The organism is Streptomyces sp. NPDC005752, from assembly GCF_040630715.1.
GTDB lineage: Bacteria > Actinomycetota > Actinomycetes > Streptomycetales > Streptomycetaceae > Streptomyces.
In genome coordinates, this window is sequence record NZ_JBEXYB010000014.1 from 1 (window position 1) to 23,206 (window position 23,206).

The following is a 23,206-nucleotide window of genomic DNA, read 5'->3' on the forward strand; positions in this document are numbered from 1 at the left end:
CGTCCACCGGATGTCTCATCTCCCCGTTCATGACCTCGCCGACTGCCCGGTGAGCCGTAGGTCACACCATCCGCCCGGGAGCGGTCGGCGGTGGGTCCGGAACTCGTCCCGCCCTTTGCCGTCTCTCGGTGTCCCCATCACCTCTGGGTGGATACGATGCGTTCTGGTATGGCGTATCCACCACCGTGATCCACCTCAGAGGAGGCGGCGGCCGTGCGATCAGTGAATCGCAGCCACCTGGTGACAGTCGGGTTGGGGCTTGGCGCTGTCGGCGGCTTTGTCGGCAGCCTGTTCCGAGAACGGAGTGCGCTGGCAGCCGCGCGTGATGCGGCGGGCGAAGGAAGTGAGGAACCGCCTACATGGGGCGAAGGCTCGTACCGCTCACACTGGACAACCTTCCGGATCTCCCCAGGCGCTGCCGATCGTGTGTCTTCTGGGAACTTGATCCGGTCAGCGGGCAAGCTGCGGTAAAGGCCGGCCGGCCTGAACTCGAGAAAGAGTCCTGGATTTCCGCGGTGCTGTTGGAGTGGGGATCCTGCGGTCGGGTCGTCTACGTGGACGATGTCGCGGTCGGCTTCGTTCTCTACGCGCCGCCTGCGTACGTGCCACGTTCCACCGCGTTTCCGACCAGTCCCATATCCCCTGATGCCGTGCAGCTGATGACCGCACTGATCGTGCCGGGGTTTCAGGGACAGGGGCTGGGCCGCGTGATGGTCCAGACAGTGGCCAAGGACTTGCTGCGACGCGGCTTCAAAGCGATCGAGGCTTTTGGTGATGCGCGGTGGAAGGAACCGGCCTGTGTGCTGCCGGCCGACCATCTCCTCGCGGTCGGCTTCAAGACGGTGCGTCCACACCCCGCGCATCCACGGCTGAGGCTCGAGCTGCGTACGACGCTCTCCTGGAAGGAGGACGTCGAACTGGCACTGGACAGGCTGCTGGGCGCCGTGCAGAAGGAACCGGTGCTACGGCCTCTCTGACTGCCCAAGGCGCCCTGCTTCATGGCAGCACGCAGCGAAACGGGCCTACCCCGTGGGGTAGGCCCGTTTCACGTGAAACACTCAGCCGCTACTTCTGGACGATGAAGCCCTCGAGGTCGCGGAGGATCGCGGCCTTCGGCTTGGCACCGACGATGGTCTTGGCAACCTCGCCGCCTTGGTAGACGTTGAGCGTGGGGATCGACATCACGCCGTACTTCGCCGCAGTGGCCGGGTTCTCGTCGATGTTGAGCTTGACGATCTCGATGTCGTCGCCGTACTCGGCCGCGATGGCCTCCAGCGACGGCGCGATCTGGCGGCACGGGCCGCACCAGGCAGCCCAGAAGTCCACCAGTACGGGCTTCGTGTTCTTCAGGACGTCCTCATCGAAGGAGTCGTCGGTCACGTTCTTCAGGGCGCCGGCCACGGCGGCCTCCTTAACTTCGCGGGGGTGTGGGTTGGGGGAAGTAGTCAGACTGCCGGGGTCTTCTCCGGCTCGGGGAGCTGCTCGTCGGAGAGCGCCGCCAGGAATCGCTCTGCGTCGAGAGCTGCTGAGCAACCGGTCCCGGCGGCTGTGATGGCCTGACGATAGGTGTGGTCGACGACGTCGCCTGCGCCGAAGACACCCTTCAGGTTGGTGCGCGTCGAGGGAGCCTCGACCTTGAGGTAGCCCTCGTCGTCGAGGTCGAGCTGGCCCTTGAAGAGCTCTGTGCGGGGGTCGTGGCCGACAGCGATGAACAAGCCCGTAACGGCGAGCTCGGAGGTCTCGCCCGTCTTGGTGTTGCGCAGGGTGAGGCTGGAGAGCTTCTGATCCCCGTGGACCGTGGCCACCTCGCTGTCCCATGCGAACTTGATCTTCGGATCGGCGAAGGCGCGCTCCTGCATGGCCTTGGAGGCCCGGAGGGAGTCGCGGCGATGAACGATGGTGACGGACTTGGCGAACCGGGAGAGGAAGGTCGCCTCTTCCATGGCCGTGTCGCCACCGCCGATCACGGCGATGTCCTGGTCCTTGAAGAAGAAGCCGTCGCAGGTGGCGCACCAGGAGACACCGCGGCCGGAGAGGGCGTCCTCGTTGGGCAGGCCGAGCTTACGGTGCTGGGATCCTGTGGTGACGATGACGGCCTTGGCGCGGTGCACCGTCCCTGCGGTGTCTGTCACGGTCTTGACGTCTCCGGAGAGGTCCACCGACACCACATCGTCCGGGATCAGCTCCGCGCCGAAGCGCTCCGCCTGGGCGCGCATGTTGTCCATGAGCTCCGGACCCATGATTCCGTCCTGGAAGCCCGGGAAGTTCTCCACGTCGGTGGTGTTCATCAGCGCACCACCAGCGGTGACCGCGCCCTCGAACACCAGCGGCTTCAGCGACGCGCGAGCGGTGTACAGGGCGGCGGTGTAACCAGCCGGCCCGGAGCCGATGATGATCACATTACGGACGTCGCTCACGGGTTCTTCCTCGTCTCTGCGGACTGCCTACTGCCTACTGGGGTCGGTTCCACGACTCTCACCCCACCCAACGGATCCTACGGGGCATGCATTCCCGCGATACCGGTCCGGCTCCCGGCGAGGTCCTCAGGAGCGTGTGTAGGAGTGCGTGCTCAGCAACTGCCCCTTTGTCTCCGGCGCGGAATCGACGCATGTGGCGTCGACAACATAGGCCTGCACGAGGCTGGAGTCGGTTGCATGGGGCAGGACCACGAGGAAAGCGGCTACTCCTTCGTACTGACCTTCTTCCATGGCCAGGGCAGGCACGTTCCGGCCGATGCCCTGCTCGATGCACGGCGGAACTTCCACGATCGGTGCACGCAGGGGAGTGCGGGGGGACGCGCCCCCGGGAGACACGTCTCCCGGGGACGACTTGGTGTCCAGGGACGGCTTGTCTGGTTCATAGCCCGGAGTGGCGGAAGCCGACGCCTCGCTCAGAAGCGAATGGACGCGGCCTTCGAGCGTGCCCTTCGAAAGGTCTTCTTCGCTCTTCTCCGCGGCGCTGACCCCACGGTCTGCCGTCGAGCCGGCCGAATCCTGCGACGGTTGAAGCGACTGAAGCAGGAAAATGCTCACGCCCACGGCCGCAGCGCCGAATGCGGTACCAAGGATCATTGTGCGCCGCCGACGCAGGGAGGGACTCCGGCCGGGGCCGGTAGCGCCACGAGGACGACCGGCGGGCCGGGGCACGGACGTGCCCGCAGCCGGCAGGTCATGTGTTTCACGTGAAACACGGATCTCGGCGGTCGGCTTCGTGGCTGCAGACGTCGCCTCTGAGGCCAGCGCCGCGTCGATCCGGGCGCAAACGTCATCAGGCATGTGCTCACTGCGGGGAAGGACCTCCCCCAGAAGCGAGCGGACCTCTTCGAGGGAGGCGCGGATGTCGCCGCAGTCCGCGCAGGTGTCGATGTGGTGGCGGAGTGCCGCCTCACGGGACGGCGGGAGAAGACCCTCGGTGAGGTCGGAGATCTCCGACACGTCCGGGTGCTGAGCTGAGTCAGCTGTGGATGTCATGCAAGCCCACCTCCACCCTTCACAGCAGCAGGGTTGGTGTCGCCTGCGTCTCTTGGTCCTGACGCCGGTGGGACGGATGGCCCCTGCGTCCGGTTCCCTTCCATGGAGTCGTCCTTACCGGCCCCTCTGTTGCTGCGCAGATGGCTCAGCAAGGGGAGGAGCCTGGCCCGTCCCCTCGCGCAACGGCTCTTCACGGTCCCGGTCGGAACATCGAGGATGCGCGCGGCTTCTGCAACGGGAAAAGCCTGCATATCCACGAGGACGAGGGCAGCGCGTTGTTCGGCGGGCAGAGTGGCCAGTGCCGCCAGGAGCTCGCGATGCAGGTCCTGCCGCATAGCGGGCGCCTCGGCGGATTCGTGAGGCTCCATGAGCTGATCGAGCCGCTCGGTGTCGTCGACCGGCGTGGCCTTACGCGAAGCCGCCTTGCGAGCACGGTCCAGGCAGGCGTTCACCGTGATCCTGTGCAGCCAAGTGGTGACGGCGGACTGGCCACGGAAGGTGTGGGCGGCGCGGAACGCGGACACCAGGGCGTCCTGCACCGCGTCGGCGGCCTCCTCGCGGTCACCCAGCGTGCGGAGTGCTACCGCCCAGAGACGGTCACGGTGTCGCCGTACGAGCTCACCGAAGGCGTCCGGGACGCCTGCGACGTGCTGGGCCAGGAGATCCTGGTCGCTTGTGTCGGCGAAACTGGCGTCGTCCAACAGTGAGCCCCCTCCCCTGATGCCGTCAGCTGGTGACCTTGATATCCGAGATCTTTCCTCGGTAGTTCCCGCCATCACTCAACGGCAACTTGGTCAGCCAGACCAGAAGGTATCGCGCCTTCACCTGCTTGTCGGGTTTGAGGGACACGTTTGTTCCGGAACCTTGCGCAACCTTGGTGAAGCCGTCGGGCATCTGGGGAACGGACGAATCTTCGGTGGTCCTCAGCTCGACGGAGGTGCTACCGCCGAGGAAGGACACATCGACCGTGCCCACCTGCTGAACTTCACCGAGGTCGAGAACGACCCCGACACCCTTCTTGAGCCCGCCGAAACCGGCACTGTAGTAGCCGTCGGTGCTCCAGTAGGAGTTCTTGTCCCCGTCATAGATGTTCTTTATGGTGGCAGGCTTCTCGGACCCGTCAGCCAGCGGATCGTAGTCCCGGGCTCCCACGACAGTCAGGGGCTTGCTGGGTGCTACGGCGTTGTTGTTGTCGCCGTCGTCAGTGGTCTGCGTGGGGGTCGGGTCTCCGGAGTCGTTGTCCCGGTCGAGCACCGTCTCCGCCAGTTGCCAGCTGCCGAGGCCCAGAGCCGCGATGAGCAGCGCGGAGACGGCCCACTTGAGTGCCTTACCGGTACGGCTCTGCAAAGGAGGCGGAGGAACCGCGATGACAGGTTGAGTGGCGGACGACGGACGCGCGGACGGGCGCCCGTAGGTGCCCTGCTGGTATGTCGTGCGCTGATACTCGGGCGGCGCCGTGAAGGCCGGCTCCGGGGGCAGGATGCGCGGCATGGCCGCCACGGCCTTCGCCAGCTCGTCAGGGGTGGTGCACGGCTGTTCCTGTCGCGAGGCGGTGGCGCCGTCATTGGCGAGCGCACGCATGGCGAGTTCGGACAGGCCTCGGTGGACGCCGGCCCGCACCTGGTCCGGAGGGATCAGACCCAGGTCCTTGGGGAGACCTGAAAGCCCGTACGCGTCGCTCTCGTAGGGCCAGCGCCGGGTCAGTGCTGCATAGAGGAGCGCGCCGATGGCCTCGGTGTCCGTACGCAGTGGCTGGTCGGCGGTGATGCCGCGCAGCGCGGCGTTCACCGCGAGCCCGCGAATCCGGTACTGCCCCGTTGAGCTGCGCAGTACGGCGCCGGGGGTGAGGCGCAGGTGCGCGAGCCCTTCGCGATGGGCAGCGGCCATGGCCTGGGAGATCTGGCTCACGAGCTGGTACGCATCGTGGGCGTCCATGGGACCGGCCGCCAGCAGTGCCGTGAGTTCCGTGGCGTCGGGGAGCCATTCATGGACGACGTAGACGAGGTTGCCCTCCTCCACGGCGTCCAGGACCTGGACGAAACGTGGGTCACCGAGGAGCGCGGAGGAGCGGGCCGCGGCCAGCACCGAGCGAGCGCGCGGATGGTCGGCGGGCAGAAGATGAACCCCCACCGCACGGCGCAGCTTCTCGTCCACGGCCCGCCAGCTGCTGAATCCGTCCAGCCGAGTGACGCACTCCTCGAGGCGGTAGCGTCTGGCCAGTTTGTGGCCGCTGTGCATATCGGGCGATGCCGGTGCGGCGGCCGAGCCGTCTCGCCCGCTGACCGCGTCCGTCGAAGTCACGCTCTCTGCGTCCTGGGTTTCTGCCGTCCCGTCGGTCGAGGCCGCGTCCGCCTTGGCGGTCAGCGGCTCGTCGCCGCTGTTGTCGGCCACGTCGACAGCGGCCGTGCTACGTTCCGCCACCGTCGTTCCTGCCTCCCCATCCGTTGCGCGATGCCAGCCAGCTCTGCACAGTCATGCCAATTGTGCCCACACTCCGACGCTATGCACGACACGCGGTGTCCAGCGATGGTTGTGCGGGCCGGAGCGTGTCTCAGCGTCCGAGCCGTCCCCGGACCATGCCGACCATGCCGTTGAGCTCTTCGATACGCATCTTCTTCGCCGCGACGAAGAAGATGCCGATCAGGACGACGCTGCCACAGACCAGTGCGACCACGGAGCCGCCTGCGCCGTCCCCGAGGGCCTCGAGAAGGGCGAAGCCCACGCCGCCACCGACCAAGGCCGCCGGGATAGCGGCCAGGCAGAGACGGGCGTAGGTGCGCACCACGCGGGCGCCGTCGAGGTCGCCGCCGAGCCGGTTGCTCAGTCGTCGCCAGGCGATACCGACGCCGACCGCGTAGGCCAGCCCGTAGGAGGCCGCCATCCCCACGACTGCCCACTGGGCCGGAAGAATCACGTAGCAGAAAGCCGAGGCCGCCGCGTTGACCGCTGCGACGATGACCGTGTTGTAGAAGGGGGTGCGGGTGTCCTCGTACGCGTAGAAGCCACGCAGCACGACGTACTGCACGGAGTACGGGATGAGGCCCAGGCCGAACGCCATGAGGATGAAGCCCATGGACCGTGCGGCCTCGGTGCCGCTGGAGGCGTAGAGCAGGGTGCACATCGGCAGCCCGAGCGCGAGGAAGGTGAACGCGACCGGCACGATGGCCACGGCCGAGTTGCGCAGACCTTGCGAGATGTCGTCGCGGACGGCCCCGGGATCGTTGTCGTGCGCGGCGCGGGAGATGCGGGGCAGCAGGGCCGCCATCACCGAGACGGTGATGATGGCCTGCGGCATGCCCCAGATCAGCTGGGCATTGGAGTAGGCGAGGAAGCCCGCGCCGTCCTTGCCCGACAGCTTGCCGGCTGAGGTCGCCAGCTGCGTGACGACGATGACGCCTGCCTGGTTGGCCAGGACGAAGAGCACTGTCCACTTGGCGAGCCTGACCGTCTTGCCGAGCCCGTGACCCTTCCAGTCGAAGCGGGGACGGAAACGGAACCCTGCCTCCCGGAGGTACGGGATCATGGCCAAGGCTTGGACGACCAGGCCGAGCAGCGTACCGATGCCGAGCAGGCGGATACCCTCGGCAGGGATCGTCTCCACGTCCATCCGGGATTCGGCCGACGAGCCGTAGACCCAGATGAACAGGCCGAACGTGACGATCATGACGATGTTGTTGAGGACCGGGGTCCACATCATCGCGCCGAATTTCCCGCGGGCATTGAGGATCTGTCCCATGACCACGTGCACGCCCATGAAGAAGATGGTCGGCAGGCAGTAGCGGGCGAAGGTGACGGCCACGCTGTTCGCCGCCACGTCGTTCGCGATGGTCGGCGACATCATGTGGATGAGCCACGGAGCGGCGAAGACGGCGAGCCCGACGATCACGCCGAGGGTGACCATGACCAGGGTCAGCAGCCGGTTGGCGTACGCCTCCCCGCCGTCCTCGTCGTCCTTCATGGACCGGACGAGCTGAGGAACGAAGACGGAGTTGAGTCCACCGCCCACTGTCAGGATGTAGATCATCGTGGGCAGGGTGTACGCGATGGTGAAGCTGTCACCGAGCAGCGCCGCACCCAGTGCCGCGGTGATGACAAGGCTGCGGACGAAGCCGGTCAGCCTCGACGCCAGGGTGCCCGCCGCCATCAGCGCACTGGACTTCAGTATCCCGGAGGCACGGCCGCCTGACTTCGGTGGCACGGGTGCCGGATCCGCCTCGGGCTCGGCCGGAGGCCCGGGAGGCCGACCCGAGCCTTCCTGGTCTCGGAAGAGGTGAGCGAAGGCGTCCTGTTCTCCACGGTCACCGGAAGCCTGAGTGACCAGGTCGTCCACTCCCACGTACTGGGTGGTCGAGGCGTTGTCGCCGTACGGAAGATGCCGGGAGGGGCCTGAGGGCTCCGGTGGCGGCGTCTGGGCCCACAAGCGGGGGTCCGGGGCGTGCTGGGCCGCAGGAGGCTGCTGGTAGAGGGCCTGCGGCTCCTGATAGGTGCCGGGAGGAGGCGGCGGATGCGACGCGCGGTCGTACAGCGCCTCCGCCACCGGATCCTGCGCGGCCAGGTCCCGGGCGCGATACGGATCGTGGTCGTACGCGTGCTGCAGGTAGGGGTCGGGTGCCTCCCCGTCCCGGCCGGCGTCCGGTGGCTCAGGCTGGCCACCGGACGATCCAGCTCCGCCCGCGCCTTGGCCGCGGTCACCGTCGTACGGCGCGTTCATCGAAACCCCACCTCATTGTCCCCGGCCGACAGGCCCCGACAGACATCGCTCAACGGTCCACTTTCTCACCCGGGCCCGATGGGCCCCCGCTTTCCGGACCGGTGTCCGGCGTCGGGTCACTCGGCTGCTCGGGTTCACCGCCGTCGCTTCCCGCTGCGCCTCCCGCAACTGTTCGCTTGCGGTGGGTGTACATCCTGATGCCCGCGAGGACGAGCAGCAGCAGTCCGCCGGCGATCACCAGGAGCACCGTCGGTGTGACTTCCGAGACCTTCACGGTGAAGGTCATCTCCTCGCCGTACGGTGCGCCGTCCGCGGTGAACAGCCGCGCCTTTACCTGTGCCTGTCCGTTGGCGTTGGCCGAGGCGTCGAATTTCACCGACTGGCTGTGCCCGCCCGCGATCTTCACAGGCAGTTCGGCCACCGATCCGCCGTCGTTGAGCTTGAGCCGCGTGGCATTGCCCGACGTCAGGCGGAGTACGAGGTGATCCACACCCTGCACCAGCTTGTTCTGAACGGTCACTGGGATCGTGGCGCTGCGTCCGGAGAGGGTCACGTCCGACTTCGCGATCAACTGGACCTCGTTGGTGAGGCCCCGCAGATAGGTGCGGACAGCGTCACGGTACCGCTGAGCCTCCAGCGGCTTACCGCGCCATGACGTCGACACGGAGCGGTTGATCGCGTTCCCGAAGGGGGTCACCACCCGGTCGGGCTGCGTGAGGATGACCTGGAAGCTGTTGAGTGATTCCTGTGTCGTCCTGATGTCCTGGAACGCCTGTGTGGGCAGCTCCTGGCTCCGCAGCTTCTTCGGGTACTGGGAGGCCCCCGGCACCCTGGTGGTGGCCTGGGCATCGGGCTTCTGCTCAGCTGCCGCGGTCAGGTCGAGGGGCTGCGTCCAGCGCTCCGCGTTGAGTGCCTGCAGAGCGCGCGCCATGGTCTGTGCCTGTGCGGCGGTGGGCATTCGCTGAGGGGCGACGACGATGCTGCGCTCGGTGTCGGGGGCCTGCTCCGTCACTGCCAGCGTCTGGGCCAGAAATCTCTGGACGGCGAGGGTCGAGGCACCGGCCGAGGACATGTCGCCGGTGAACGCGGTGGAGAGCCGGTAGTCGGAGACGACGGCGGTGGTGCCACCGCCGATAGGCCGGGCCGAGGTCGGTGTGTAGGGCAGCCCTCCGGACTCCTCGAGGCTGTCGCTGCGGGCGATGACCCTGTGCGCGCCCGCTGAGGTGGCGACGTCCACGACCGAGGGATCGATCGCACCGTCCACCGGCCAGGCGAAGTCGGTGGACGGCTTCACGTGCAGGATGGTCTCCACGGTCAGGCCTGCGACCTCGGTCGCCGTCTGCAGATGGCTGAGGGCTCCTGAGACGTTCTTTCCGCGGTGGGCGATGGACGCCAGGTCGGGGTCGGCGAACGGCAGTGCCACCACCTCCCCGTCCTCCGCGGCCCCTTGCAGGTCCGCGAGCCACTTCTTGGCGATGCTCTGATTCGTCCCCGCGACTGTGGTGTCACCGGATTTGACGCGGTAGTTCTTCGTCATCGCATCGACGGAGGCCAGCAGGTCGGGGTCGACCACCCATGTCACGGGGAGCTGCCGCCCCAGTGAGACCAGTTGTTCCAGACGGCCGCCCGGAGCGAGTTCGAGGGCAAGATCGTCGTTGGCGAACACGGGCGTCTGCTGTTCGTCGGAGCCCGTCTCGGCCGTGATGTGTGCCGACGCGATCAGTGGCCAGAGGAACGTGAGTTTCGTCTTGCTCTCGGTGTCCTCCTGCTGCCACGGCAGGAAGGTCCGCTGGATGCCGAGCACCTGGTCGTAGGCGTAGTCGCTGGTCCGGCCCGTGAGCGACACTCCGAGCTGATACACGCCCTCGGCGTCCAGGTCCAGCTTGTCCACCGGAACGGCGAGGGTGAAGTCCTGGCTGACCCCGGAGGCGAGTTCAGCGACCTTCAGGGTGTACGCGCCGCCGAGCTTGAGGGGATCACTGCCGGGCAGGTACCCGGTGCGCTTGGCGGCCTCGTCGACAGCACCCCTGCCGGACAGCCTCGGCCCGACGCGCAGGTCGACCTCGGCGTCCGTGACCGTCTGTTTTCCCTTGTTGGTCAGGGTGCCCGAGACCGTGAGGGTGTCCCCTTCCACAGGCGCGCCGGGAGCCAGGGTGTCCAGGGACACGTCGACGGTGCGCGAGCCGGTCGGAGCCTTCGTCGCGGCCTCGGCGGCCCCGGCAGAGGGCGCCACAGGACCGGCCAGGAGGCCGGCGATCAGCGGTGCCCCGACGATCAAGGAGGCTGTGCGCCGGAGCCACCGGCGGGCAGGGGAGGGATTCGTCCCCTGAAAGTCTGCCGCCTCGGCCACGCGTATCCGTCCCTCGTCGTCGTCAGGCTGGTGCCGGCCCTGCCGGTCTCTGCTTCCCCGCATGGTAACGATGTGCCCGACACCTGAGTGCCGGGGACCGTGCCACATGATCGGGAGAGTCTCGCAGGGCCGCAGGAAGTGATGACGCCCGGGCCGGTCCGGGCACGTACCCTTTTCTGTTGTGCCGAACGCCAATGAAGACAGCCCCCGTGCACTGAGCCAGGTGCAGCACCGCGCAGTCAGCGAACTGCTGCGGGTGTCCCCCGTCGCCGATGCCCTCGCCGTCCGATTTCAGGAAGCCGGATTCGGCCTCGCTCTCGTCGGCGGATCGGTCCGCGATGCGTTGCTCGGCAGGCTCGGAAACGATCTCGACTTCACGACCGACGCCCGCCCGGAGGACGTACTCAAGATCGTCCGACCATGGGCCGACTCGGTCTGGGAGGTCGGAATCGCGTTCGGCACCGTCGGCTCGCAGAAGGACGGATACCAGATCGAGGTCACGACCTACCGGTCGGAGGCGTACGACAGGACTTCACGCAAACCTGAGGTCTCCTACGGAGACTCGATCGAGGAAGACCTCGTACGCCGAGACTTCACGGTGAACGCCATGGCCGTCGCGCTGCCGCAGAAAGAGTTCATCGACCCGTACGGCGGCCTCGATGACCTTGCCCAGCGTGTGCTGCGCACTCCAGGCACACCCGAAGCGTCCTTCTCCGACGATCCGCTGCGCATGCTGCGTGCGGCCCGCTTCGCCGCACAGCTGGACTTCGAGGTGGCCCCGGGCGTCGTGAAGGCCATGACGGACATGGCAGGGCGTATCGAGATCGTCTCGGCCGAGCGGGTCAGGGAGGAACTCAACAAGCTGCTGCTCTCCGGTCACCCCCGTAAGGGTCTGGGGCTGCTCGTGGACACGGGCCTCGCCGACCGGGTGCTCCCCGAGCTCCCGGCGCTGCGCCTGGAAAGTGACGAGCATCACCGTCACAAGGACGTCTATGAGCACTCCCTGACTGTTCTCGAGCAGGCCATCGACCTGGAGGAGGGCGGGCCGGACCTCGTGCTGCGTCTCGCTGCCCTGCTCCACGACATCGGGAAGCCGAGGACGCGGCGCTTCGAGAAGGACGGCCGGGTCTCGTTCCACCACCACGAGGTGGTGGGAGCCAAGATGGTCAAGAAGCGGATGTCCGAGCTCAAGTACTCCAATGACATGGTCAAGGACGTCTCGAAGCTGGTGGAGCTGCATCTGCGCTTCCACGGATACGGCGACGGGGAGTGGACGGACTCGGCGGTGCGCAGGTACGTACGCGATGCGGGGCCTCTGCTCGACCGCCTGCACAAGCTGACCCGCTCCGATTGCACGACGCGGAACAAGCGCAAGGCGAACGCCCTGTCTCGAACCTATGACGGTCTTGAGGAGCGCATCGGGCAACTGCAGGAGCAGGAGGAGCTGGAAGCGATCCGGCCCGACCTGGACGGCAACGAGATCATGCAGATCCTGGACGTACGGCCCGGTCCTGTGATTGGTCAGGCCTACTCATTCCTGCTGGAGCTGCGGCTGGAGAACGGCCCGCTGGAGCGCGATGCCGCTGTCGCGGCTCTCAAGGAATGGTGGGCGGCGCAGGACTGACGCCGGCTGTGGCCGGACCGCTACCGAAGCTTGGAAGGCTCTTCATGTTTCACGTGAAACATGACGGACGCGCGAGTACCGGCCTGGAGTGGCGTCGAGGGAGGGGCGTTGTTTCACGTGAAACAACGCCCCTCATCCCTTGGTGGGGGCCTGCCGGACACCGATGCTTACGCGTCGCCGGTGAAGCATGAGCACCGAGACGATGGCGTAGAGCACGGCGACGGTGAGCACCACGACGACAGACCGGCCGTCAGGGGGAAGCGCGAGGACGGACATTGCGGCGGCTGCGACGAAGGCGACGTTGAACAGCACGTCGTAGATCGAGAAGACTCGTCCGCGGTAGGCGTCGTCCACCGAAGTCTGCACCTCGGTATCCGTTGCGATCTTCGCCCCCTGGGTCACGAGACCGAGGATGAAGGCCGCGGCCAGCATCGGGGCAAGAGTGAACGGTAGCCCCAACGCCGGCTCCAGGAGGGCGGCTGCCCCGGCGCAGCCGGCCAGCCAGCCGTACCGTCCGAAGCGCCCGACGGCCCACGGGGACATCAAGGCCGCCGCGAAGTAGCCGGCGGCGGATGCGCCCAGTGCGAGGCCGAGGAGGGTAAGTCCGTCCGACTCGTCGTCGGACCAGGCGTAGCGGCACAGCATCAGCACCATCACGGTCAGCGCTCCGTAGCAGAAGCGGAGCACCGTCATGGCGGCCAGTGCGTATGCGGCGTCCTTCCGTTCGGCCAGATGGCGCAACCCGGCGGCGAGCCCTCGCGCAGTCGCGTTGAGTGCCTCCCGCAAAGGCACATGGTCCAGATTCCTGTCCGGTCCGAGAAGTGTGCGCGGGAAGGCCAGGGAGACCACTGCCGAGAGGAGGTAGAGGGTCGCCCCCAGCAGGACCACGGCGGCATCGGATCCGTCCGTCAGGAGCCGGATGGCCAGCGCGAGACCTCCGCCCGCGGTGGCGGCCAGCGTGCCGGCTGTCGGGGAGAGGGAGTTGGCAAGGACGAGCCGTTCGGTGTCGACGACGCGAGGCAGGGCTGCGGAAAGTCCAGCCAGTACGAAGCGGTTGACGGCGGTGACGCAGAGGGCGGAGGCATAGAACAGCCAGTCCGGAACGGGGCTCAGTAGTAGCAGAGCTGTGCAGCAGGCCAGCGTCGCACGCAACAGATTGCCGTAAATGAAGACCTGGCGGCGGGGCCAGCGGTCGAGCAGAACTCCGGCGAACGGGCCGATCAGCGAGTACGGCAGCAGCAGCACGGCCATGGCGGAGGCGATGGCGGCCGGCGTTGCCTGGTTCTCCGGTGAGAAAACGACATAGGTGGCGAGCGCTACCTGGTAGACGCCGTCGGCCGACTGTGAGAGAAGCCGTACGGCGAGCAGGCGACGGAAGTTCCGAAGGCGCAGGAGCACGCCCAGATCACGCACGACAGGCATGTGAGCAAGGGTCACACAGGTGGGGGGTCCTCAGGCGTATTGCCCGGGGACCCCCCACATGAAGAAGCGCCACTGAATCAGTGGACCACTGGGTCAGCGCTCGACGTCTCCGTTGATGAACTTCTCGACGTTCTCGCGGGCCTCGTCGTCGAAGTACTGGACCGGCGGGGACTTCATGAAGTACGAGGAGGCCGAGAGGATCGGGCCGCCGATACCGCGGTCCTTGGCGATCTTCGCGGCACGCACGGCGTCGATGATGACCCCGGCGGAGTTGGGGGAGTCCCAGACCTCGAGCTTGTACTCCAGGTTCAGCGGAACATCACCGAAGGCGCGGCCCTCGAGGCGCACGTACGCCCACTTGCGGTCGTCCAGCCAGGCCACGTAGTCCGAGGGGCCGATGTGGACGTTGTCCGCACCGAGCTCACGGTCGCGGATCTGTGAGGTGACGGCCTGCGTCTTCGAGATCTTCTTGGACTCCAGGCGCTCACGCTCGAGCATGTTCTTGAAGTCCATGTTGCCGCCGACGTTCAGCTGCATCGTGCGGTCCAGGATGACGCCCCGGTCCTCGAAGAGCTTCGCCATCACGCGGTGCGTGATGGTGGCGCCGACCTGGGACTTGATGTCGTCGCCGACGATCGGGACACCGGCCTCGGTGAACTTGTCGGCCCACTCCTTGGTGCCGGCGATGAACACAGGAAGGGCGTTGACGAACGCGACCTTGGCGTCGATGGCGCACTGCGCGTAGAACTTCGCAGCCACCTCGGACCCGACGGGCAGGTAGCAGACCAGGACGTCGACCTGCCTGTCCTTGAGGGTCTGGACGATGTCGACGGGGGCGTCGGCAGACTCCTCGATGGTCTCGCGGTAGTACTTGCCCAGGCCGTCGTGGGTGTGCCCGCGCTGAACGGTCACGCCGGTGTTCGGCACGTCGGCGAGCTTGATGGTGTTGTTCTCGCTGGCGCCGATGGCGTCCGCGAGGTCGAGGCCGACCTTCTTCGCGTCGACGTCGAAGGCGGCGACGAACTCGACGTCGCTCACGTGGTATTCGCCGAACTGGACGTGCATCAGACCGGGCACCTTGCCGGCCGGATCGGCGTCCTTGTAGTACTCGACGCCCTGCACCAGTGAGGCGGCGCAGTTGCCTACGCCGACGATGGCTACGCGAACCGAACCCATGCCGATTGCTCCCTGTGTGTTCTTGGTGTTCCCCGATGACGCCTTGCGGATCTGCGGGGATGTCACTTGGTGTCGTCGGACGGATCCGGTCGGGTGTCATCCCGGTGCCGGGGCAGGCCGCCCGTCTCTCCTGATGTGTCCGTGTCCTGCCGAGAGGAGCCCTCGGGTGAGGACCGTCGCCGGTCCCGCCCCGACCGCTCGCTCTCGATGAGCTCGTTCAGCCAGCGAACTTCGCGTTCCACGGACTCCATACCGTGTCGCTGCAGCTCGAGCGTGTAGTCGTCGAGCCGTTCGCGCGTGCGGGCGAGGGAGGCTCGCATCTTCTCGAGGCGCTCCTCCAGCCTGCTGCGGCGTCCTTCGAGTACGCGCATCCGCACCTCGCGCTCGGTCTGCCCGAAGAAGGCGAAACGAGCCGCGAAGTGCTCGTCCTCCCAGGAGTCCGGACCGGTGTGCGAGAGCAGCTCCTCGAAGTGCTCCTTACCTTCTGCCGTCAACCGGTAGACGATCTTGGCGCGGCGCCCGGCCAGCGAGGAAGAAGGGGCGGCCCCACGGCCCGTGGCCGGTGGTGCGACCGGAATACTTCCCGGCTCCTCGATCAACCAGCCGTTGGCGACCAGCGTCTTGAGGCAGGGGTAGAGGGTTCCGTAGCTGAAGGCGCGGAAGATCCCCAGCGAGGTGTTGAGGCGCTTGCGCAGCTCGTACCCGTGCATGGGGGACTCGCGGAGCAAGCCGAGTACGGCGAATTCGAGGATGCCGGAGCGTCTGCTCACCTTCGCCTCCTCATGCGTTCGATGCTGCCTCCGCGGGCCTTGAGACCCACCTTATGCCGTGCTGATGTATCGACTCGATACATCAGCACGATAGATCGACTCGTGATGTTCGACAAGGGGGCGTTTCGTGAGCGGCGTCACATCCTCGATTCATAGGGAGCGACTTGCGTAATTTGGGGTGAAGTTCGGTCCACAGAGGTTTTTGACCGTGCGTAGTCTGTGCGGCATGCAGACCACCGGGAACCGCGAGGCGCCACCGTGCGTCAGTTATCGCGGACTGCCGGATGCACTGCGGGTGAGCCTCCCGCAGGGCTCGGCCGTAATTCGGGGGGACCGGATCTCAACTGCCGCTTCCAGGCGCTCTCGCCTGCCCGAGGAGTAGTCGTTCGATGAGCGAGCACCGTCGCAAAGCGCCGCAACCTCAAGGTAGCGGGCGCGCAGCGGCCAGACGAGCCGCCCAACAGCCTGCTGGACGCCGCACCGATGCGTCACGCAGAGCAACGCCAGATTCATCGTCAGTGATGCACGATGAGGAACAGTCCTACGGCGGCCGTGCCGAGGCCCGTCGTGCCGCCCAGCGCGGCGGCAGACGGCGGGGAGGTGGCGACAACAGTGGTCACGAGGGCCGGGGCCCCGAGGGCTCCGGCAAGAAGCGCTTCATCGACTACCCGCGGACCGGGAAGTACGGTTTCCGCCGCTGGGTTCCGTCGTGGAGGCTGGTCTCCGGTCTGTGCCTGGGATTCCTGGGGCTCATGATGGGGGCGGCCGGCATCGCGTACGCGTTGGTGGTGCCACCCGAGGTCAACAAGCTGGCCAAGGCACAGAACAACGTCTACTACTGGGCCGACGACACACAGATGGTCGCTACAGGTGGGTCCGTGAACCGCCAGACGATCGAGTACGCCCAGATCCCCGCAGCGATGCGGAACGCCGTCATCTCGGCGGAGAACAAGTCGTTCGAGAAAGACAGGGGCATCGACCCCATGGGTATCGCCCGCGCCGTCTACAACATGGCCAAGGGGGGTGACACCCAGGGCGGTTCGACGATCACCCAGCAGTACGTGAAGAACTCCATGCTCTCTCAGGAGCAGACGCTGAGCCGCAAGGTGAAGGAACTCTTCATCACCCTCAAGGTCGGCGAGACGGTGCCGAAGAACGAGGTCATGCAGGGCTACCTCAACGTGTCCTACTACGGGCGGGGCGCCTCCGGACTCCAGGCGGCGGCACGTGCGTACTACGACAAGGACGCAACCGAACTGGACGAGAGCGAGTGCGCCTTCCTGGCGACCCTCCTCAAGGGCGCGAGCTACTACGACCCCGCTGGTGCCCCCGAGGTCGACCCGGTGAAGGCCTCCGCCAAGGAGAACACCCGGCGGGCCAAGGAACGCTGGACGTGGATCCTCGACGAAGAGGTCAAGGACGGCCACCTGAGCGCGGCCAAGCGCGCGACGTTCGACGAGTTCCCCATGCCGAAGCCGCCGAGGAAGGACGCCAAGCTGGGCGGCCAGACCGGGTACCTGGTCGACCTCGCCACGAAGTACTTCCTTGCGCACAACGACCAGGGTGTCACCGAGAAGGAACTGGCCCGGGGCGGCTACGAGATCCACACGACCTTCAAGAAGAGGCAGGTCGACCAGCTCGAGAAGTCGATCAAAAAGGTGTACGCCGCCAAGATCGACCCTGACAAGCGTCCCGACAAGGACACGCACGTGGAGTTCGGCGGTGCGTCGGTGGACACCGCGACGGGTGCCATCGTCGCCACGTACGGCGGCCAGGACGCGACGGAGCACTACACCAACAACGCCGACGCGACAGGTGCACAGGTCGGTTCGACGTTCAAGCCGTTCGTCCTGGCTGCTGCGATGCAGTACGGGAAGCGCAACCCCGAGGGCGGTACTGACCAGAGCGAGTCGGAGCGCACGCTCGTCTCGCCGAAGAGCACCTACAACGGCGACAACAAGCTGAGAATCAACCAGTACAACGGCGAGGTCTGGCTGAACGACGACGGTAACCCGTGGTTCCAGACCAACGACGGCGACAAGAGCTACGGAGACATCAGCCTCCGGTACGCCATGCAGGAGTCCGCCAACTCCCCCTATGTCCAGCTCGGGATGGATGTCGGCACCGACAAGGTGAAGCAGGCAGCGATCGCGGCTGGGCTGCGTGACGACAGCTACATGGCGAACTCGCACGTCCCCTCGTTCTCCATCGGTACGTCCTCGCCGAGCGCTATCCGGATGGCCGGTTCCTACGCCACCTTCGCCACCAGTGGTAAGCAGCGGGAGCCCTTCTCGGTCACCGAGGTCAAGCACGCGGGCAGTGTCATCTATCAACACGAGACGGTGCAGAAAAACGCGTTCCCGAGCATCATCGCGGACAACGTGACCGATGTGCTGAAGAACGTCGTCGAGAACGGAACGGGCACGCCGGCGCAACTCCCCGGACGAGATGTAGCCGGCAAGACGGGCACCACGGACGGCAACAAGTCGGCCTGGTTCGTCGGCTACACCCCGCAGTTGTCGACAGCCGTCAGCATGTTCCGGATGGACGACGACGAGACGAACAAGGACCGCGAGTTCCTGGAGATGTACGGCACGGGCGGCGAGAAGTCCATCCACGGTGCCTCGTTCCCCGCGCAGATCTGGCACGACTACATGGCCGAAGCGGTCAAGGGCACGAAGGTCGTCAAGTTCCCGAAGGCGGAGCCGTACGGCGACACGCTCTGGGGCGGCGGCGCGGTCAGCCCGAGCCCGACGCCGAGCCCGACGCCTTCGCCTTCGGAGACCACTGAAGAGCCCGCGTCGCCGTCTCCCACTCCGTCGTCTCCGTCCCCCAGCCCGAGTGAGACCTGCGCACCGCTCGACTGGGAGTGCAAGAACAACGAGAACGGCGGGACCACCAACGGCAACGCCAACGGCGGGACCACGGACGGTTCCACCGACGGGGGGACGGACGCGGGAACCACGGACGGCGGAACGGACACCGGGACGACCGAGGGAACGACCGACGGTACGACCGCGGGCGAGGAGAACGGCCGCGGCGGGATCTTCGGCGGCGGCGGATAGTGCTCGTTCGGGGAGCGCGGTGATGCCTGCGCCCCCGGGGACCCCGTCAGGGGGCCGCCGGACGCGCGTATGAGGGCCGTCGACACCTTCCAGGTGTCGACGGCCCTTCGTGTGTCCCGGACGTGGGCCACACCCGCCCGCAGCGCCGTACGGCAGGATGTGCGGCATGCCAAGCGCAGAAGACACGAGCGTGCACCAGGAGCCCTCCGTCGTACCGCCCACACGACAGGACGAGATCGCCGCAGCGGGCAGCGAGCTGATCGGTGGGCCTGCGGGCCGCTGGGCACGGTTCGGATCGGGACCGCTGACACCGGTGCGCGTCATCGTGCTCGTGGCGATCGGGATGTTCGCGCTCGGCATGGTGCAGAAGATCCCCTGCTACGACTGGGCATGGTTCCGTGGCACCAGCTCGCAGTACACGCACGCGTGCTACTCCGACATCCCGCACCTCTACGTCGGGCGGGGCTTCGCCGACGGCCTGGTGCCGTACGTCGACCGCCTCACCGGCGACATGGCGTACCTCGAGTACCCCGTCCTGACCGGCCTCTTCATGCAGGTCGCGTCCTGGCTGACGCTGACCCCCTCCTCGGACCCCGTGCAGCAGCGCGAGCAGATGTACTGGATGGTCAACGCGGGCATGCTGATGGTCTGCGCCGTGATCCTCGCGGTGTGTGTCGCCCGTACGCACCGGCGTCGCCCCTGGGACGGCCTCCTGGTCGCGCTCGCCCCCGCACTCGCGCTCACCGCGACGATCAACTGGGATCTGCTCGCCGTCGCGCTGACAGCCGCGGCGATGCTCATGTGGTCCCGCGGCAGGAACCTCTCCTTCGGCATCCTCATCGGTCTCGCGACCGCCGCCAAGCTTTACCCCGTGCTGCTCCTCGGGCCCCTGCTGGTGCTGTGCTGGCGGGCCGGGAGGTGGCGGGAGTACGGCTCGGCGTTCCTCGGCGCGGCGGCGGCCTGGCTGCTGGTGAACCTTCCGGTGATGGCGTACGCCCCGGAGGGGTGGAAGAAGTTCTACACGTTCAGCCAGGAACGGCAGATCGACTACGGCTCGTTCTGGCTGATCATCACGCAGCGCACCGGCCGGCCCATCGACGTCGGCACGGTGAACACGGCCTCGGTACTGCTGATGATCGTGCTGTGCGCGGGGATCGCAGGGCTGGCGCTGACCGCCCGGCGCCGGCCGCGCTTCGCCCAGCTCGCCTTTCTGGTGGTGGCGGCCTTCATCCTGACGAACAAGGTCTACTCACCGCAGTACGTGCTCTGGCTGATCCCCCTGGCCGCGCTGGCCAGGCCCCGCTGGCGGGACTTCCTCATCTGGCAGGCCTGCGAGGTCATGTACTTCCTGGGGATCTGGTTCTACCTCGCGTACACGACGAGCGGCGACAAGCACCAGGGGCTGCCGCAGGAGGGCTATCAGGTCGCGATCGCCCTGCATCTGCTGGGGACGCTCTACCTGTGCGCTGTGATCGTCAGGGACGTCCTGAGGCCGGATCGGGACCCCGTACGGCGCGACGGGTCCGACGATCCGTCGGGCGGAGTGCTCGACGGGGCGCCGGATCGTACGGCGCGGCTCGTTCAGGTGCGTTCTCGGCCGGCCCGGCACGAGGCACCCGCGGTCGAGGGACCGCGGGTGGAGTGGGGCACGGCCGGCAGAGCGGCCTCCGACTGAGGAGGGGCCGGGGCTACCGGTCCACGAGGCGGTCGAACTGTGTGGTGGTGTGGCGCAGATGTGCCACCAGTTCGTCGCCGACCTTCGGCTCCTGCGCGTCCGAAGGGACGAACAGGATCGACACCTGCATGTGCGGCGGTTCGGCGAACCAGCGCTGTTTGCCCGACCAGACGAACGGTGACAGGTTGCGGTTGACCGTTGCCAGCCCGGCACGAGCGACGCCCTTGGCGCGCGGCATCACACCGTGCAGGGCTTTGGGCGCCTCCAGACCGACTCCGTGGGAGGTCCCTCCGGCGACGACCACCAGCCACCCGTCGGACGCGGCCTTCTGCTGGCGGTAGCCGAAACGGTCCCCCTTCACGACGCGCGTGACGTCGAGCACCGCACCGCGGTACTCCGTCGCCTCGTGGTCGCCGAGCCAGAGCCGCGTGCCGATGCGTGCGCGGAAGAGCGTCTGCGGGAACTGCTGCCGGAGCCGCGCCAGCTCCTCGGCCCGCAGATGGCTGACGAACATCGTGTGCAGCGGAAGCCGGGCGGCGCGCAGACGGTCCATCCAGCCGATGACCTCCTCGACCGCGTCCGAACCGTCCGTGCGGTCGAGCGGCAGGTGCAGCGCGAAGCCCTCGAGGCGTACGTCCTCGATGGCCGCGTGCAGCTGCCCGAGCTCCTCCTCCTTCACCCCGTGGCGCTTCATCGAGCTCATGCACTCGATGACCACGCGCGCGCCCACCAGAGCGTGCACACCGTCCACGGAGGAGACGGAACGGATGACGCGGTCGGGCAGCGGTACCGGCTCCTCACCTCGGCGGAAGGGCGTGAGCACCAGCAGGTCGCCGCTGAACCAGTCCTTGATGCGGGCGGCCTCGTACGTGGTCCCGACGGCGAGTGTGTCGGAGCCGAAGCGGATCGCCTCGTCGGCCAGCCGCTCGTGGCCGAAGCCGTATCCGTTGCCCTTGCACACGGGGACGAGGCCGGGGAACTGGTCCAGAACGGACTTCTGGTGCGCCCGCCAGCGCGCGGTGTCGACGTAGAGGGAGAGCGCCATGGCCGGCCCGGAACCTTTCTGGTGGCTGCGGTGTAAGTGAGAGAGAAGAGGAACTGATGGACGGGGGCAGGGATGCGGTCAGCGGCGGGACATGTACATATCGAGTGCCTTGTGCAGCAGCTTGTTGAGGGGGAAGTCCCATTCGCCGACGTACTCGACGGCCTCGCCGCCGGTGCCGACCTTGAACTGGATCAGACCGAAGAGGTGGTCGGTCTCGTCCAGCGAGTCGCTGATGCCGCGCAGGTCGTAAACGGTCGCGCCCATCGCGTACGAGTCGCGGAGCATCCGCCACTGCATGGCGTTGGAGGGCCGGACCTCGCGCCCGATGTTGTCCGAGGCGCCGTAGGAGTACCAGACGTGCCCACCTACGACCAGCATCGTCGCCGCGGACAGGTTCACACCGTTGTGCCGGGCGAAGTACAGCCGCATGCGGTTGGGGTCCTCGGAGTTGAGCACCGACCACATGCGCTGGAAGTAAGAGAGCGGACGCGGCCGGAAATGGTCGCGCACGGCGGTGATCTCGTACAGCCGCTGCCATTCGGCGAGGTCCTCGTAGCCGCCCTGGACCACCTCTACACCGGCCTTGTCGGCCTTCTTGATGTTGCGCCGCCAGAGCTGGTTGAAGCCCTTGAGCACGTCCTCGAGGGAGCGGTTGGCCAGCGGCACCTGGAAGACGTAGCGGGGCTGGACGTCTCCGAAGCCGGCGCCGCCGTCCTCGCCCTGCTGCCAGCCCATCTTCCGCAGCCGGTCCGAGACCTCGAAGGCGCGCGGTTCGATCTGACTGGCCTCGACGTCACGCAGCCGCTTCACATCGGGATCCTGGATCCCCGACTTGATGGCGGCCGAGTCCCAGCGCCGGATGACCACCGGGGGCCCCATCTTCACCGAGAAGGCGCCCTGCTGCTTCAGGTGGGCGAGCATCGGCTGGAGCCAGTCGTCCAGATTCGGGGCGTACCAGTTGATGACCGGCCCCTCGGGGAGGTAGGCCAGATAGCGCTTGATCTTGGGCAGCTGGCGGTACAGCACCAAGCCAGCGCCGACCATCTCGCCGTTCTTGTCGAACCATCCCAGGTTCTCCGAGCGCCATTCGGTTTTCACATCAGCCCACGCCGGGACCTGGCAGTGACTGGCCGAAGGCAGATTCTGGATGTACGCCAGATGCTGCTCTCGGCTGATGGTCCTCAGGGTCAGGCTCATGCGGGGCGCTCCTCGGCAGGTGTGTCCCCATCGGTCAGGGGCTCCGGCTCTCGCGCCGAAGCCTACTGTGACCGAGAGGCGCCCGGTCTGGCCCGTCTGGACCGTACCGGCCGCCACCCGAGTGGGACTGCCTGGCTGGGCACCGCTGGATCGAGCCGGCCGGGACGCCCGCGGATCTGCCGGTCAGGTGACGACGCCGCCGAAGAGGCCGCCGTTCGCCATGCCGAGGAAGAAGCCGACGGCGGACGCGCCCAGCCCCATGATCAGACCGAACCGCTGCCAGGTGGTCCTGGAGATGTACTGCCCGTAGGCCCCGGTCAGAATGCCGATCAGCCCGGCCCACGAGCTGATCAGGTGCAGGCTGTGGAACATTGCCGTCACGAACGCGAGGACGCCGAGGACCCCGGTCACCGCCATCAGAACTTCCTGGAGCGGATGCGGCCGGCCGTCCGTAGCGAAGAGGGATCCGGTGGCCGGGCGGGCATCGGAGGTCCGGCGGTGAGCGGGCCGGCTACCGGCAGGTCGGGCTGTCTGTGCCATGGAGCACCTCCTGGCGGGGAAGGGCGGCGCAATGTAGTGCCTCTCACACCGCATCTGTCTTGATTGTGCGCCCTGAACACCGGATTTCAACCGGAAGCCGGTCTGCGGGTACTCTGTACGGTCTGCACCGGTGTCTGCCTCGAGCCAGCGCTGCGGCCCCC

At 67.1% G+C, this 23,206-nt stretch carries 17 protein-coding genes; 4 read left to right on the top strand and 13 right to left on the bottom strand.

The features are described from left to right. Positions 1-359 precede the first annotated feature (359 nt). Positions 360-977 carry a GNAT family N-acetyltransferase gene (locus tag ABZ441_RS13980; RefSeq protein WP_205019128.1) on the top strand — a complete coding sequence of 206 codons (618 nt, stop codon included), beginning with the start codon at positions 360-362 and terminating at the stop codon, positions 975-977. Between the two features lie 88 nt (positions 978-1,065). Here the strand turns inward: ABZ441_RS13980 and trxA are convergent, their stop codons facing one another. From trxA to ABZ441_RS14015, 7 genes are all read right to left on the bottom strand, one after another. Next, entirely contained in the window at positions 1,066-1,401 is a 336-nt protein-coding gene (gene trxA, locus ABZ441_RS13985; RefSeq protein ID WP_031090385.1) for a thioredoxin, read from the bottom strand. Between the two features lie 44 nt (positions 1,402-1,445). Beyond that, positions 1,446-2,417 carry a thioredoxin-disulfide reductase gene (gene trxB, locus ABZ441_RS13990; protein ID WP_358972464.1) on the bottom strand — a complete coding sequence of 324 codons (972 nt, stop codon included), beginning with the start codon at positions 2,415-2,417 and terminating at the stop codon, positions 1,446-1,448. 126 nt (positions 2,418-2,543) lie between these two features. Then, the gene (locus ABZ441_RS13995; protein ID WP_358972469.1) at positions 2,544-3,470 is read right to left on the bottom strand and encodes a hypothetical protein; all 927 of its coding nucleotides are present in this window, start codon (positions 3,468-3,470) and stop codon (positions 2,544-2,546) included. Continuing rightward, positions 3,467-4,171, bottom strand: coding sequence for an RNA polymerase sigma factor SigM (gene sigM, locus ABZ441_RS14000; RefSeq protein WP_358972471.1), 705 nt, complete (start codon positions 4,169-4,171; stop codon positions 3,467-3,469). The genes ABZ441_RS13995 and sigM overlap by 4 nt, the downstream gene beginning before the upstream one ends. Positions 4,172-4,196: 25 nt before the next feature. Next, positions 4,197-5,891: a serine/threonine protein kinase gene (locus ABZ441_RS14005; protein ID WP_358972473.1), complete on the bottom strand. Its 1,695-nt coding sequence runs from the start codon at positions 5,889-5,891 to the stop codon at positions 4,197-4,199. 130 nt (positions 5,892-6,021) lie between these two features. Further along, positions 6,022-8,181 (bottom strand): murein biosynthesis integral membrane protein MurJ, encoded by a 2,160-nt coding sequence (gene murJ, locus ABZ441_RS14010; protein WP_358972476.1) that lies wholly within the window; start codon positions 8,179-8,181, stop codon positions 6,022-6,024. 49 nt (positions 8,182-8,230) lie between these two features. After that, positions 8,231-10,531, bottom strand: a complete 2,301-nt coding sequence (locus tag ABZ441_RS14015; RefSeq protein WP_358972839.1) for a DUF6049 family protein — start codon at positions 10,529-10,531, stop codon at positions 8,231-8,233. A 181-nt stretch (positions 10,532-10,712) separates the two neighbouring features. On the opposite strand from ABZ441_RS14015, the gene ABZ441_RS14020 reads away from it, so the two are divergent. After that, positions 10,713-12,155, top strand: a complete 1,443-nt coding sequence (locus ABZ441_RS14020) for a CCA tRNA nucleotidyltransferase (RefSeq protein ID WP_358972479.1) — start codon at positions 10,713-10,715, stop codon at positions 12,153-12,155. A 132-nt stretch (positions 12,156-12,287) separates the two neighbouring features. Here ABZ441_RS14020 and ABZ441_RS14025 read toward each other — a convergent pair whose 3' ends face one another. From ABZ441_RS14025 to ABZ441_RS14035, 3 genes are all read right to left on the bottom strand, one after another. Then, positions 12,288-13,577 carry an MFS transporter gene (locus ABZ441_RS14025; protein WP_358972482.1) on the bottom strand — a complete coding sequence of 430 codons (1,290 nt, stop codon included), beginning with the start codon at positions 13,575-13,577 and terminating at the stop codon, positions 12,288-12,290. Between the two features lie 93 nt (positions 13,578-13,670). Further along, positions 13,671-14,753, bottom strand: a complete 1,083-nt coding sequence (locus ABZ441_RS14030; RefSeq protein ID WP_358972484.1) for an inositol-3-phosphate synthase — start codon at positions 14,751-14,753, stop codon at positions 13,671-13,673. Positions 14,754-14,815: 62 nt separating this feature from the next. Then, positions 14,816-15,523 carry a helix-turn-helix transcriptional regulator gene (locus tag ABZ441_RS14035; RefSeq protein ID WP_358972487.1) on the bottom strand — a complete coding sequence of 236 codons (708 nt, stop codon included), beginning with the start codon at positions 15,521-15,523 and terminating at the stop codon, positions 14,816-14,818. Positions 15,524-15,912: 389 nt separating this feature from the next. On the opposite strand from ABZ441_RS14035, the gene ABZ441_RS14040 reads away from it, so the two are divergent. Both ABZ441_RS14040 and ABZ441_RS14045 read left to right on the top strand, forming a co-directional pair. After that, positions 15,913-18,588, top strand: a complete 2,676-nt coding sequence (locus tag ABZ441_RS14040) for a transglycosylase domain-containing protein (RefSeq protein ID WP_358972489.1) — start codon at positions 15,913-15,915, stop codon at positions 18,586-18,588. 166 nt (positions 18,589-18,754) lie between these two features. Next, the gene (locus ABZ441_RS14045) at positions 18,755-20,263 is read left to right on the top strand and encodes a glycosyltransferase 87 family protein (protein ID WP_358972492.1); all 1,509 of its coding nucleotides are present in this window, start codon (positions 18,755-18,757) and stop codon (positions 20,261-20,263) included. A 13-nt stretch (positions 20,264-20,276) separates the two neighbouring features. On the opposite strand, the gene ABZ441_RS14050 is transcribed toward ABZ441_RS14045, so the two are convergent. The 3 genes from ABZ441_RS14050 to ABZ441_RS14060 form a co-directional block, all read right to left on the bottom strand. Further along, complete coding sequence (locus tag ABZ441_RS14050; RefSeq protein ID WP_358972495.1) at positions 20,277-21,308, bottom strand: alanine racemase; 1,032 nt, start codon at positions 21,306-21,308, stop codon at positions 20,277-20,279. Positions 21,309-21,386: 78 nt separating this feature from the next. Next, positions 21,387-22,505 carry a peptidoglycan bridge formation glycyltransferase FemA/FemB family protein gene (locus ABZ441_RS14055; protein WP_358972498.1) on the bottom strand — a complete coding sequence of 373 codons (1,119 nt, stop codon included), beginning with the start codon at positions 22,503-22,505 and terminating at the stop codon, positions 21,387-21,389. Positions 22,506-22,688: 183 nt separating this feature from the next. Next, positions 22,689-23,045 (bottom strand): hypothetical protein, encoded by a 357-nt coding sequence (locus ABZ441_RS14060; protein WP_358972501.1) that lies wholly within the window; start codon positions 23,043-23,045, stop codon positions 22,689-22,691. Positions 23,046-23,206: the final 161 nt, after the last annotated feature.